Here is a 13,420-nt window from a genome sequence, read left to right on the forward strand (position 1 = left end):
AGGCGGATGGCGCGACGACCGACCTTGTCCTCATAGGCCGGGCCGATGCCGCGGCCCGTGGTGCCGATCTTGCGCTTGCCCAGGAAGCGCTCGGTGACGTTGTCGAGCGTGCGCGCGTAGGGCGCGATGACGTGGGCGGCGTTCGAGATCAGCAGCTTCGACGGGTCGACGCCGCGCTCGATGAGCGCGTCGATCTCGCCGAACAGCACCGAGATGTCCACCACGACGCCATTGCCGATCACGGGCGTGACGTCCGGCGTCAGGATGCCCGAGGGCAGCAGGTGCAGAGCGAACTTCTGGTCGCCGATCACCACCGTGTGACCGGCGTTGTTGCCGCCGTTGAACTTCACCACATAGTCGACGCGGCTTCCCAGCACGTCGGTGGCCTTGCCCTTGCCCTCGTCGCCCCACTGGGCTCCGACGATCACCACTCCGGGCATCGTGCCCTCTCCCCTCACCCCGGTTCCCTGCCGGGGGCTTGGTCAACGGGGCTGTCGCCCCGTCTTGTTATCGGCCGATGCGGGCGTCACCTCCACCTGGAATGCCAGGTCTGGCGCGCATCGGCCCTTGCGTAGCGAAGCCCCGGGGTGTCTGCCGACTCCCCGGGGCCCCACCTGACGCGCTTGGGTCAGATCTTCTTCCCGGCGGAGCCCAGCTGCTGGCAGGCCTCGACAACGCGAGCGGCCATGCCGGCCTCGGCGAGCTTGCCCCAGGCACGCGGGTCGTAGGCCTTCTTGTTGCCCCACTCGCCGTCGACCTTGAGGACGCCGTCGTAGTTCTTCATCATGTGGTCGACCACGGGACGCGTGTACGCGTACTGGGTGTCGGTGTCGACGTTCATCTTGATGACGCCGTGGCTGACCGCGGTCGCGATCTCCTCGGCAGTCGAACCGGATCCACCGTGGAACACCAGGTCGAACGGCTTCTCCTTGCCGAACTTCGCGGCAGCGGCGGCCTGAATGTCACCCAGGATCTCCGGGCGCAGCTTCACGGCACCCGGCTTGTAGGCACCGTGCACGTTGCCGAACGTCATGGCGGTCAGGTAGCGGCCCTTCTCGCCCAGGCCCAGCTTCTCGATCGTGGCGATGCCGTCCTCGGGAGTCGAGTACAGCTTGTCGTTGATCTCCGCCGAGTGGCCGTCCTCCTCGCCGCCCACGACGCCGATCTCGATCTCGAGGATGGTCTTGGCGGCCTGCGACAGCTCGAGGAGCTCCTCCGAGATCGCGAGGTTCTCGTCCATGGGCACGGTCGAGCCGTCCCACATGTGCGAGTTGAAGATGGGGGCGCCGCCCGAGGCGACCTTGTCCGCCTCGATCTTCAGCAGCGGCTTGAGCCACGTGTCGAGGTAGGTCTTGTGGCAGTGGTCGGTGTGCAGCGCGATGGTCACGCCGTACGAGTCCGCGACCTCGCGGGCGTACGCGGCCAGCGCGAGCGAGCCCACGACCTGGTCCTTGATGGTCGAACCGGAGGCGTACTGACCGCCGCCCACCGAGACCTGGATGATGCCGTCCGACTCGGCCTCCGCGAAGCCCTGGATGGCTGCGGTGACGGTGGACGAGGACGTGATGTTGATCGCGGGGAACGCGTAGGAGCCGGCCTTGGCGGCATCCAGCATCGCGGAATACGACTCAACAGTGGCGATGGCCATGTGTCTCTCCTGAACTTGTGAGGGATGAACCGCGATCCATTCTGTCAGAGATCGCAGGCCCCTGGGAGGCCAAGGTCCTAGGTCTGCGGCCCGACCTCACGCGCGCGCCGCGCGGCGTACGCGGCCTCCGCGGGGTTCGCGGCGAGAGCCGCGGCGCGGTCCCACTCGCGAGCGGCCTCCGAGGTCCGGCCCAGGCGCTCGAGCAGATCCGCACGGACCGCATGCCGCAGGTGGTAGCGGTCGAGCCCGTCGATATCGTCCACCTGCGCGAGCGCCGCCGCCGGCCCGTCGACCTCCGCCACGGCGACCGCCCGCGCGAGGCGGGCGACCGGCCCGGGGCTCATGCTCAGGAGCAGGTCGTGATAGCGCAGCACTCGCGCCCAGTCGGTCGGGGTGCGCGCGTGCTCGGCCGCGATGAGCGCCTGGACCTGCCACGGCCCGAGCCGCCGCTGCGCCATGGCCTGCGCCAGCACCGTGAAGCCGCGGGCGATCATGACGCGGTCCCACAGCGACCGGTTCTGGTCGGCGAGCCTGACGAGCGCGCCGTCGGGGTCGGTGCGGGCGGCCTCGCGCGAGCGATGGAACAGCTCCAGGGCGAGGAGACCGGCGAGCTCGGGCTCGTCAGGGAGGGCATCCGCCGCCGTCGCCGTGAGCCGGATGGCCTGGTCCGCGAGATCGACGCGGGTGAGCGTCCCCGCATCCGCAGAGTGCGCGACGTAGCCCTCGTTGAAGATCAGGCCCAGCACGGTCGCAAGGACGCCCGCGCGCTCGTGCAGATCAGCCGGGACCACGAGCGGGATGTTCGCGGTTCGGATCTTGCGCTTGGCACGCACGATCCGCTGCTGCACCGTCGCCTCCGGCACCAGCAGCGCCGCGGCCACCTCCTGGGTGGTCAGGCCCCCGGCCAGCCTGAGCGTGAGGGCGACCTGGGTGTCGCGCGACAGCGACGGGTGGCAGCACAGCAGGAGGAGCCGCAGCTGCTCGTCTCCGACCTCGGTGAGCTCGGCGATGCGGGCGTCCCCCGCTCCTCGGTCACCCGCGCCGTCGTGGCCGTCGTCGCCGACCGCATCGGCCACCGCCGTCTCCAGCACCCGCGCCTCAGCCGCCGCCCGCCGCCCGGCCGCCGCGTCGCGGCGCAGCCGGTCGATTCCCGCGTTGCGTGCCACCACGTAGACCCACGCGGCCGGGTCGCGCGGCACCCCCTCATCGGCCCACGTGGCGGCGGCCTTCGCGTACGCCTCCTGCAGGCTGTCGTGCGCGGCCTCGATGTCGCCCAGGCGGTCGGTGAGGAGGGCGAGCAGGCGCCCGCCCTCCTCGCGCGCGACGCGGGTGAGCGCCGGCGTCGCCTGCTCGGCCGTCAGCCGCTCCGCCTCAGAACCCGTCGGTCGGGAAGATGGGCCGGACCTCGATCGCGCCGGTGCCCACCGGGAGCCTGCGCGCCCACTCGATGGCGTCGTCGAGGGTGTCGACGTCGATCAGGTAGTAGCCGCCCAGGTGCTCCTTGAGCTCGGCGAACGGGCCGTCGACCACGGTCGTCGCGCCGTCCTCGTGCCGCACGGTGGTCGCGGTCTCGGCGCCCTGCAGCGCCTCGCCGCCCAGGTTGACCCCCGCATCGGTCAGGTCCTGCGTGTACTGGGTCCACGCCGCCATGTAGGCGTCGAAGTCGTCGTCCCCCGGCTCGGGCGACGGGAGCGTGGGGTCGGATGCGATGAGCAGCAGGTACTTCATGATGAACCTCCAGGTCGGTGAGCCCTGGCCAGTCCCGAGTCTCACCCTGACGACGCAGAGGCAGCCGCAGATCGACACCCCTGGGGAAGATTCTTGCGAGGAATCCTCAGGCGCGCTCGGTGAGGATCACGCGCGCGGCGCTCAGGCCGAGCGACACGAGGCCCTCGCCCACGCGCAGCTCGACCACGCCGGCGGCGGGCCGGCGGGCCTCCACCTCCACGACCTCCCCGATCAGCACGCCCACGTCGGTGAGGTGACGGAGGAGCTCGGGATCGTCGTCGGAGACCCGCGCGATGCGCACCCGTTGCCCTTCCGCGACGGCGTCAAGGCCGGACTGCTCGGAGGCGGGGAGGCTGCCGGCGGCGCTGGGGATGGGATCGCCGTGGGGGTCGTGGGTGGGGTTGCCGAGCTTGGCCGCGAGGCGCTCCACGAACTCCTCGGAGACGGCGTGCTCGAGCACCTCGGCCTCGTCGTGGACCTGGTCCCAGCCGTAGCCCAGGTACTCCACGAGGAAGGTCTCGATGAGGCGGTGCTTGCGGACCGTGGTCAGCGCGATCGCGCGTCCCGCGTCGGTGAGCTCCACGGAGCCGTACTTGGCGTGCGTGACGAGGCCCCTGTCCGCGAGCTTGCGCACCAGTTCCGAGACCGAGGACGGCGACAGTCCCAGGCGGTTCGCGAGCGCGGAGACCGTCACCGGGTCGTCGGACCACTCCCCGGCGTTCCACACCGCCTTGAGATAGTCCTGGATGGTCGTCTCCGTGGCCATGGCGTCCTCCCGTTCACGTGTCCGGCTCGACTGCGGCACCCACGCGAGCCCGGCGGGCGTCGCGTGCCTTGCCCAGCAGCCCGTGCCGCGGGGCGAGCAGGTACACCAGCCCGAACACCACTCCCTGCACCACCACGACCAGGCCGCCGGAGGCGGCGTCGAGCCAATAACTGAGGTAGATGCCCACCAGCGAGCATAGTGACGAGATCACGGGCGCGAGGATCAGCATGCGGCTGAAGCGGTCGGTCAGCAGGTGCGCGGTGGCGCCGGGAATGATGAGGAGCGCTACCACGAGCACCACGCCGACCACCTGGAGGGCGACCACGGAGACGACCGCGAGCAGCCCCAGCAGCAGCGCCCCGAGCATGCGCGGGGACAGGCCGATCGCACGCGCGTGCGTGGGATCGAAGGCGAACAGCGTGAGGTCGCGGCGCTTGAGGATCAGCACGGCGAGCGCGATGGCGGCGAGGACGCCGATCTGCACGATCTCCGCAGTGCTGACGCCCAGGATGTTGCCGAAGATGATGTGGCTCAGGTCCGTCTGGCTGGGCGTCACCGAGACCAGCACGAGGCCCAGCGCGAACAGCGTCGTGAACACGATGCCGATCGCGGCGTCCTCCTTGATGCGGCTGGTGCCGCGCACGACTCCGATGAGCACCACCGCCAGCACCCCGAACACCAGCGCCCCCAGTGCGAAGGGCGCCCCGACGACATAGGCGAGCACCACGCCCGGCAGCACGGCGTGCGAGACCGCGTCGCCCATGAGCGACCAGCCCACGAGCACCAGCCAGCACGACAGCAGCGCGCACACCACCGCGGCGACCACGGTCACGAGGATCGCGCGGACCATGAAGTCGTACTGGAGCGGCTCCACGATCAGGTCGATCAGGCTCACGCCGCACCTCCCATCCGCGGCGGCTCCATGCCGAAGGCTCGGGCGAGGTTCTGCGGCTCGAGCGCGTCGGCGACGGAGCCGTGGAACAGCGCGCGGCGCAGCATCAGGATCGCCTCGTCGGCGAGCTCGGGCAGCGCGTGGAGGTCGTGCGTGGAGACCAGCACCGTGCGGCCGTCCGCCGCGAGGTCGCGCAGCAGCCGCACGATGGTCGCCTCGGAGACCTTGTCGACGCCGGCGAACGGCTCGTCGAGCAGCATCAGGCTCGCGTCCTGGGCAATGCCGCGTGCGACGAAGGTGCGCTTGCGCTGGCCCCCCGACAGGCGTCCGATCTGACGGTCAGCGAGCGCGGTCAGGCCCACGCGCTCGAGGGCCGCGTCCACGGCCTCGTGGTCTGCCGCGCGCGGCCGCCGCGTGAGGCCCATGCCCGCGTAGCGACCCATCATCACGACGTCGCGCACCGAGACCGGGAAGGTCCAGTCGACGTCCTCCGTCTGCGGTACGTAGCCGATGCGTGCGCCCGCCCGGGCGACCTGCGCATCGGCCCCGTCCACGCGAACCGCGCCCTCCTGCGGCTTCACCACGCCCATCACCGTCTTGAACAGCGTCGACTTGCCCGAGCCGTTCATGCCGATCAGACCGGTGACGCGGCCCCGCGCGAGCGACAGCGAGCAGCCGTCGAGCGCGACCACGTCGCCGTAGCGGACGGACACGCCGTCGACCTCGAGGGCCGGGGCTGCCGTGTCCCCTGCCGTGTCCGCTGCGGCGGGCCGATGCGCGGGCTGGGAGGTCACGGCTGTCCCGTGAGTGCGGAGGCGATGAGCTGGGCGTCGTAGCGGATCAGGTCGAGGTAGGTGGGCACCGGTCCGTCGGGCTCGGACAGGGAGTCGACGTAGAGGACCCCGGCGAAGGTCGCGCCCGTGGCCTCGACCACCTGCTGCATGGGCCGGTCGGACACCGTCGACTCGCAGAAGACCGCAGGAACGCCGGACTCCTCGACACGGGCGATCGCCTGGGTGATCTGCTGCGGGGTCGCCTGCTGCTCGGCGTTGACGGGCCAGATGTAGATCTCCTCGAGGCCCGCATCGCGGGCGAGGTACGAGAAGGCGCCCTCGCAGGTCACGAGCGCGCGCTGCTCCTCGGGAACCGCGGCGAGCGCGGTCTGCAGTTCGTCCTGCACGGCCTGCAACTCGCCCTTGTACTCCTCCGCGCGCTGGGCGTAGGCGTCCGCGTTGTCCGGGTCCAGGTCCGCGAAGGCCTCCGCCATCGCGTCCACGTAGGACTGCGCGAGCACCGGGCTCATCCAGGCGTGCGGGTTGGGGCGGCCCTCGTACGCGTCGCCGGCAATGTCGATGGGGTCGATCCCTTCGCTCACCACCACGTGCGGGGCGTCGACCGAGGCCACGAACTGCTCGAACCACGCCTCGAGGCCCAGGCCGTTGTCGAGGATCAGGTCGGCGTCAGCCGCGCGGGCGATGTCGCCGGGCGTGGGCTCGTAGCCGTGGATCTCGGCGCCCACCTTGGTGATCGACTCGACACGGAGGTCGTCGCCCGCGACCTCGCTGGCCATGTCCGCGAGCACCGTGAACGTCGTGAGGACCAGCGGGGCGTCCTCGCCGGCCTCCGTCGCCGAGCCGGACGAGCGGGGGGCCGCACCGGTCGAGCACGCGGCCAGGACCAGCGCCGCAGCGCCGGCGACCACCGCGGCGACCACGCGAGTTTTCGGCATACCGAAAACTCTAACTCATGCCGCCGAAACACCCGACGCTCCTGGCGGTCGATTCTCGCTCCCCTCCCCCCATTGACGAGCGAAATGGGCCCACTTCGCTCGCCTCAGCGCTTGAATGAGCGCGAATAGACCGCGGGGAGGGTCAGGAGCCGCCCATGTCTGTCACTTTGTAGGGCGCGCCGCCCTTGTCGTAGGTGGTCCACTCGCCCACCTGCGTGCCGCGATCGAACGTCCCCGAGCGCATCAGCGTGCCGTCCTTGCGGAAGAACTCCCAGTAGCCGTGCTCGGCTCCCTCGTAGAGCTGGCCTCGGGCCCACAGCGAACCGTCGCGATGGAGCTTCTCGTACGGCTCGAGGTCCTCGGCGCTGACGTCTGTCGGGTCGGTGTCACTCATGTCCTGCCTCCACATCTCCATGGTGGCGCACCCACGCGTGCATAGCGATCGCCGCCGCCGCGCCAGCGTTGATCGACCGGGTGGACCCGTACTGGGCGATGGCGAGCGTCGCGTCGGCAGCATCGCGCACCGCATCCGTGAGCCCCGTGGACTCCTGGCCGAACACGAGCACGCACGCACGCGGCAGCCGTGCCGTCTCGAGCGGCACCGAGCCCGGCAGGTTGTCGATCGCGATCACCGCCAGTCCCTCGCCGCGCGCCCACGCGACGAACTCCTCGACAGTGGTGTGATGACGCACGTGCTGATAGCGATCCGTCACCATCGCGCCGCGCCGGTTCCACCGGCGCCGGCCCACGATGTGCACCTCGCGCGCCGCGAACGCGTTCGCCGTCCGCACGACCGAGCCGATGTTGAAGTCGTGCTGCCAGTTCTCGATGGCGACGTGGAACGGGTGGCGCCGCTGGTCCAGATCCGCGACGATCGCGTCGTGGCGCCAGTAGCGATACCTGTCGACGACGTTGCGGCGGTCGCCGTCCCGCAGCAGTTCCGGATCGTAGTGGTCACCGGCGGGCCACGCTGACTCGCCGCCGGGCCACGGACCCACGCCATGGCCGTGCGCCGCGGGCTCCACGGGCGCCTCCGTGGACTCTGCGGCGTCGCCAGAGCTCGGTAGTGTCACGGCGCCAGGGTAGCCCGACACCGCGCCCGCCGACCGTCCCGGCTAGCAGCCCGACGCCACTCGCGCGCTCGCGGAGTTGCTGGTGGTGTTCTTGCGGAGCTTGACGTTGGAGTTCCCGCCCGTCGACACGAAGCTGGCCGCGACGTTGCACTCCACCACGACGTTGGATGACCGGTTGGCGATCCGCAGCCACGCGGGGCCGATGTCCGCGATCTGGTTCGGGTCGCGCACCACGTTGTCGCGGACAGTGGAGTGGTGAATGTTGTACAGCGAGATGCCGTGCCAGTGGTTGGTGATGACGGTATTGCCCTTCACCTTCCAGTTCACGCCCTTGCCGTCGAACGACACGATTCCTTGGAGAGGTCCGCACAGGGGGTTGGTGCCCTCGCAGTTGACCACAGTGTTGGCCCGGATCACCACGTTGCGCGTGACCTTGCTGGGGTTGTCATACGGCGGGAAGTGCTGGAACGCGTCATCGTGGTTGTCGTTGACGTTGATCGCGTTCGAGATGCGGTTACGGATGTACTTCGAGTCTGACGTTCCTACGGCGCGTATGCCGTCGCCGGCGAAGCGATCGATGGTGGTGTTCCGAACTCGGTGGTAATTGCCGCGGAGCGAGATCCCATGCTCGACGTTGCGGATCGTGTTGCCCTTGATCTTGACGCGATTCGCGTTCACCTGGATGCCCGTGACCGCTCGGTTGTTCCAGTCCGATGCTGACCAGCTGCTCGAATTGGCGACAGTCTGGATGGTGCTCTTCTTGATGGTGATGCGGCGCGTGGGTCCAAAATGGCCGTGGTTCTCGATGTCCACCAGCTCGCTCGACCCGCCGCCGCCGACGACGGTGAGCGAGTCGAGCACCCAGCGCTCGGCGCCGCTCACGCTGATGTGGTCGAACCTTGCCACTTGTCCATGGGCGGAGGTGATGGTGATGGGCTTCTGGTTGTAATAGCCACGGATCTGCAGATCTCCGTAGTCGCCACCCGCGAGCACGATCGTGTCGCCGGCCTTGATGGGCGCGCCTGCGTTGCGCTTCACGAGCTTGCTCGAGCCGGACTTCGGAAAGGAGTTCCAGTTGCGACTCTCGATGAGGCCCCTGCTGAACAGTGCATCAAGCGACGGGAACGGGTCACTGGCAGTGCCTACGCCGCCGGCGCGCGCGCCCGGATCGACGTAGAACGTCGTTCCCGATGCCGCCTCGTCCTTGGCGGAGAAACCTTGGGCTGCTGCAGTCAGGACGGCCCCGTCGGAGGCGCGCTGCGTCATCTGCTCCGCGCCGGAGTACGTCCCTGCCGCGAACCACACGCCTGCGAACAGGGTGCACACGACGGCGACGGCGGACACGCCCTGCACGAGACTCCGCGACGTGCGCCGAGCATCGCCTGGTTGCACGAGGTCAACAAATCGCATGGTGACGGGTCTCCATCTCTGTACGCGTGGCACGATCGCGCCAATTGGGGATGAACAGAGCAACCTGGACACCCAGATTGGCGCCTTTGCTCCAAGAATGGTGCCGAGTGTTACCGATCTCACATCAGATCGAGCTGTTCGGCGCCTGTCGTGTCGTCGGGTCGACGGTCAGCAGCCGGACGGCGGGCGGGCGCTCGCCGCGTTGCTGGTCGTGTTGTTGCGCATCGTCACGTTCGAGTTGCCCTCGGTCGAGACGAAGCTCGCGGCGACGTTGCACTCGACGACGACGTTGGACGATCGGTTGGCGATCCTCAGCCACGTCGGTCCGATGTCCGCGATCTGGTTCGGGTCGCGCACCACGTTGTTGCGGACAGTGGAGTTGTGGATGTTGTAGAGCGAGATGCCGTGCCAGTGGTTGGTCACGACGGTGTTGCCCTCGACCGTCCAGTTCTCGCTCCGGCCGTCGAACGTCACGATGCCCTGGAGGGGGCCGCACAGGGCGTTGGTGCCCTCGCAGTTGATCACCGTGTTGTTGCGGATCACGACGTTGGTGGTGACCTTGCTGGGGTTGTCGTAGGGCGGGAAGTGCTGGAACCCGTCGTCGTGGTTGTCGTTCACGTTGATCGCATTGGAGATGCGGTTGCCGATGTACCGAGAGTTCGAGGTGCCCACCAGGCGGATTCCGTCGCCGGCGAAGCGGTCGATCGAGTTGTTCCTGACCACCTGGTCGTCGCCGCGCAGCGAGATGCCGTGCTCGACGTTGCGGATCGTGTTGCCAGCGATCGTGATGCTCTCCGCCTTCACCTGGACGCCCGTGAGCGCACGGTTGTTCCAATCCGAGGCCGACCAGCCGCTCGAGTTGGCGACGGTCTGGATGGTGCTGTTCTGGATCGTCACGTCGCTCGTGGGTCCGTGGTGACCGTGGTCCTCGATGTCCACCAGCTCGCTCGACCCGCCACCCGTGACCGTCAGCGAGTCCAGCACCCAGCCCGCGCCGCCGCTCACGCTGATGTGCGAGAACGTCGCGCGCTGGCCCTGCGCTGAGGTGATCGTGATGGGCTGAGTGTTGTAGTAGCCGCGGATCTGGAGGTTGCCGTAGTTGCCACCGGCCAGCACGATCGTGTCGCCGGCGTTGATGGGCGCGCCGGCATTCTTGGTCGTGAGACTGCCGTTACCGTTCGCGGGGAACGAGGTCCAGTTGCGGCTCTCGATCTGCCCGCCGTTGAAGACCGCGTCCAAAGACGAGTACGGGTTGTCGACGCTGCCGTCGCCACCGGAGCGCGCGCCCAGATCGACGTAGAACGTGTCGCCCGTCCCCGCCTGGTCGCCCGAGGAGAATCCGCTCGAGCCACCCGTTGAGCCGGAGGACCCCGAGCCGCTGGAACCCGACGAGCTGCCGCTGCCGCTCGATCCGCTGGCGCTCGAGCCGGTTCCCGATCCGCCGCTGCTCGAGCCACTGCCGCTCGACGAGCCGTCGCTCGCCTCAGTGTCGTCGGTCTCGTCCGCGTCACGGGACACGCTCACGGTGCCGCTGCCTCCTGCGTCCTCCGACTCCTGGCCCTCGTCGGCGCCGTCCGAGGGCGACTGCGACGCGTCCGAGCCGGAGTCCGGGTGAGACTCGTCAACCGAAGGCGCGGAGATCTGAGGCGCGGGGTCGGACTCGTCCGCGTCCGGCACGTCGGACGGTTCGGGGCTGGGGGACGGCGCTTCGAGTTGTCCGTCGTACGCCAGCTGCTCGGCGTCGCCGTCCTTCGACGAGGCGTCCGCGGCGAACCACACCCCCGCGAAGAGCGTGCACGTCGCCACCACGGCCGACAGGCCGGACAGCAGTCGACCCGTCAGTCGCGGACCACTGCCAGGTTGAAATAGGCCACCGAAACGCATGCTCACCGTCCTCCGTCTTCGCGCCGGGTGCGCGACCACGTCGATTGGGGACGAACGTAGCAACTCCGACACTCAGATTAGGGGCACTGTCTCCAAGGTTGGGGAGGCCGGCGGTGCGCCGCGAAACTCAGAATGAGACGTTCGGCGCCTCGCGGACAGCGGTGTCGATGACCTCGAAGTACTCTTCGCGAGTGAAGCCGAAGGCGCCCGCTACCAGGGTCGTTGGGAATGTCTCGACCTTGGTGTTCATCGCCCGCACGTTCGCGTTGTAGAAGCGCCGGCCCGCCGCGATGCGGTCCTCGGTGTTGGTGAGCTCGCTCTGCAGATGCAGGAAGTTCTGGTTGGCCTTGAGGTCCGGATACTGCTCGGCCAGGGCAAACAGCTTGCCCAGCGCCTGCGTCAGGATGTTCTCCTGCTCCGCCTGCTGGCCCGGGGACGACCCCGGCTCCGCGGCGACCGAGCGCGCCTTGACGACGGCCTCGAGGGTCTCGCGCTCGTGGGCGGCGTAGCCCTTGACCGTCTGGACCAGGTTGGGGATCAGGTCGTGGCGGCGCTGCAGCTCGACGTCGATCTGTCGCCACGACTCCTGCACCAGATTGCGCAGCTTGACCATAGCGTTGTACTGGACCACGGCCCACAGCACGACGATCAGCGCGATGAGCAGCAGTGCCCCGATGAACCACTCGATCATGGTGTTCCCCTCGGTTGGTGATGGGCGGCTCTCGCGCCGTCCCCGCGAGCCTAACCGGACTGACGCTCCGCGCCAGAACCGCCGCGCAGCTGCCGCCAGTCCTCGACACCATCGCCGTCCGCGTCCACGCCGACCCCGGTGTAGCGACCCGTCGTCAGCGCCCCGGACTCGCTTGCCCAGGCCGGCCCCGCCGTCGGCGCGGCGGGCGCCGCCCGCTCGCCGCCCACATCGGCCCTCGTGACCGGGACGCTGCCACCCGCATCGGCCCTGTGCTGCACCTCGCCATCGGTGACGCCCGCGAGCGCCGTGGGCCGGCGACCGGTGAGGTGCCCGGGCTCGGTCGCCCACGCGGGGGCGTGCGCCGACACCCCGTCTCGCACCGCGAGGCCGCGCTCCCGATACTCGCGCAGGACGTGCTCCGGGATGCGCTTCGCGATGCTCGTCACCACGGAGAGTCGGCGCGACAGCTCTTCGGGTCCCTGGCGCCCCTGCTGCCAGGTGAGCACCGCGCCTCCCTCGATGCGCAGCGCGAGCCCCTCGGCGTCGACCTGCAGCAGGCGCTCGACCATGCGCGGGTCGAGCACCGCGTGCGCGTAGCGGGCGTCGTCGGCCCGCACGCGCCAGCGCCGATTGAACGCGTGCGACTCGACGTCCACGTCGCCGCCGCCGAACCCTTTGGCGACCTGCGCCGCGATGCCCTCCGGGACGATGTCGAGGCGCGGCAGCGCGACCGGCAGCTCGGCGAGCGTGACCTGATGGGCGGTAGCGACGGCGCTGCGGTGGTCGTCGTCCGTCTCGGTCTCGAAGACGTGGGCGAACGTCGCGCAGCGCACGCCGCCGTAGTCGCCGCGCACGAGCGACTCCTGCCGCCGGCGCACGCCCGTCGCGAAGGGGAACGTGTCGAAGCGGACCCCGTACTCACGCGTCATGCGCACGTACTCCCAGCCGTGCGCATCGGCGAACGAGGCGTAGGCATCCCGCAGGCGCCGAGCGCGCAGGCCGTCACGGATCGACCAGCCCACCCCGAGCACCAGCACCGGAAGGGCGATCACCACCAGCCATCCCACGTGCGCCCGGGCTCCGCCCAGCATCACGACGCCGGCGATCGCGGCGATCCCGATCCCGGCCCAGCGCCCATGGACGTGGCGGAGCATGGCGTCACCCTACTGGCGCGGCTCCCGGCCGGGAAGGCGGGTGTGGCGCGGTCGACTCAGGCGAGACCCAGGTCATCGAGGCCGAACAGCGACAGGTACGGCAGCCCCTCGGCCTCGATCCTCTCGCGCGCGCCCGTGTCGCGGTCCACGATCACGGCCACGGCGGCGACCGTCGCGCCGGCCTCGCGGATGGCCTCGACGGCCGTGAGCACCGAGCCGCCGGTGGTCGAGGTGTCCTCGACGGCCACGACGGTGCGGCCCGCGATGTCCGGGCCCTCGATGCGGCGCTGCAGGCCGTGCGCCTTGTTCTCCTTGCGCACGACGAACGAGTCGAGCTCGAGGCCTCGGCTTGCAGCGGCGTGCATGAGCGCGGTCGCGACGGGGTCCGCACCGAGCGTGAGACCGCCCACGGCGTCGACCTCCGCGGGCCCGTAGCCGCTCACCT

At 69.7% G+C, this 13,420-nt stretch carries 15 protein-coding genes; all 15 read right to left on the reverse strand.

The features are described from left to right. A partial coding sequence (locus QZ483_RS08855) for an adenylosuccinate synthetase (RefSeq protein ID WP_297083062.1) occupies positions 1-440 on the reverse strand: 440 nt, incomplete at its 3' end. Between the two features lie 188 nt (positions 441-628). Continuing rightward, on the reverse strand, positions 629-1,648 hold the full coding sequence (gene fbaA, locus QZ483_RS08860; RefSeq protein ID WP_297083064.1) for a class II fructose-bisphosphate aldolase: 1,020 nt from the start codon (positions 1,646-1,648) through the stop codon (positions 629-631). Positions 1,649-1,725: 77 nt separating this feature from the next. Then, a complete protein-coding gene (locus tag QZ483_RS08865; RefSeq protein ID WP_297083087.1) occupies positions 1,726-3,009 on the reverse strand; it encodes an RNA polymerase sigma factor in 1,284 nt (427 codons plus the stop codon). A 10-nt stretch (positions 3,010-3,019) separates the two neighbouring features. Next, entirely contained in the window at positions 3,020-3,376 is a 357-nt protein-coding gene (locus tag QZ483_RS08870) for a YciI family protein (protein WP_297083067.1), read from the reverse strand. A 106-nt stretch (positions 3,377-3,482) separates the two neighbouring features. Further along, the gene (locus QZ483_RS08875) at positions 3,483-4,142 is read right to left on the reverse strand and encodes a metal-dependent transcriptional regulator (protein ID WP_297083068.1); all 660 of its coding nucleotides are present in this window, start codon (positions 4,140-4,142) and stop codon (positions 3,483-3,485) included. Between the two features lie 13 nt (positions 4,143-4,155). After that, on the reverse strand, positions 4,156-5,037 hold the full coding sequence (locus QZ483_RS08880; protein WP_297083069.1) for a metal ABC transporter permease: 882 nt from the start codon (positions 5,035-5,037) through the stop codon (positions 4,156-4,158). Then, positions 5,034-5,828, reverse strand: a complete 795-nt coding sequence (locus tag QZ483_RS08885; RefSeq protein ID WP_297083072.1) for a metal ABC transporter ATP-binding protein — start codon at positions 5,826-5,828, stop codon at positions 5,034-5,036. Before QZ483_RS08885 ends, QZ483_RS08880 begins: the two co-directional genes overlap by 4 nt. After that, a complete protein-coding gene (locus QZ483_RS08890; RefSeq protein WP_297083074.1) occupies positions 5,825-6,763 on the reverse strand; it encodes a metal ABC transporter substrate-binding protein in 939 nt (312 codons plus the stop codon). The genes QZ483_RS08885 and QZ483_RS08890 overlap by 4 nt, the downstream gene beginning before the upstream one ends. 142 nt (positions 6,764-6,905) lie before the next feature. Further along, positions 6,906-7,157 carry a toxin-antitoxin system YwqK family antitoxin gene (locus QZ483_RS08895; RefSeq protein ID WP_297083077.1) on the reverse strand — a complete coding sequence of 84 codons (252 nt, stop codon included), beginning with the start codon at positions 7,155-7,157 and terminating at the stop codon, positions 6,906-6,908. Continuing rightward, complete coding sequence (locus QZ483_RS08900) at positions 7,150-7,788, reverse strand: TrmH family RNA methyltransferase (protein WP_297083089.1); 639 nt, start codon at positions 7,786-7,788, stop codon at positions 7,150-7,152. The genes QZ483_RS08895 and QZ483_RS08900 overlap by 8 nt, the downstream gene beginning before the upstream one ends. Before the next feature lie 90 nt (positions 7,789-7,878). After that, on the reverse strand, positions 7,879-9,246 hold the full coding sequence (locus QZ483_RS08905) for a right-handed parallel beta-helix repeat-containing protein (RefSeq protein WP_297083079.1): 1,368 nt from the start codon (positions 9,244-9,246) through the stop codon (positions 7,879-7,881). 168 nt (positions 9,247-9,414) lie between these two features. Beyond that, positions 9,415-11,130 carry a nitrous oxide reductase family maturation protein NosD gene (locus QZ483_RS08910; protein ID WP_297083091.1) on the reverse strand — a complete coding sequence of 572 codons (1,716 nt, stop codon included), beginning with the start codon at positions 11,128-11,130 and terminating at the stop codon, positions 9,415-9,417. A gap of 127 nt (positions 11,131-11,257) precedes the next feature. Continuing rightward, on the reverse strand, positions 11,258-11,821 hold the full coding sequence (locus QZ483_RS08915; protein WP_297083081.1) for a LemA family protein: 564 nt from the start codon (positions 11,819-11,821) through the stop codon (positions 11,258-11,260). Between the two features lie 50 nt (positions 11,822-11,871). After that, complete coding sequence (locus QZ483_RS08920) at positions 11,872-12,975, reverse strand: hypothetical protein (protein WP_297083083.1); 1,104 nt, start codon at positions 12,973-12,975, stop codon at positions 11,872-11,874. 56 nt (positions 12,976-13,031) lie between these two features. Continuing rightward, a partial coding sequence (locus QZ483_RS08925) for a phosphoribosyltransferase family protein (RefSeq protein WP_297083085.1) occupies positions 13,032-13,420 on the reverse strand: 389 nt, incomplete at its 5' end.

Source organism: uncultured Demequina sp. (genome assembly GCF_913055775.1).
Taxonomy (GTDB): Bacteria; Actinomycetota; Actinomycetes; order Actinomycetales; family Demequinaceae; genus Demequina.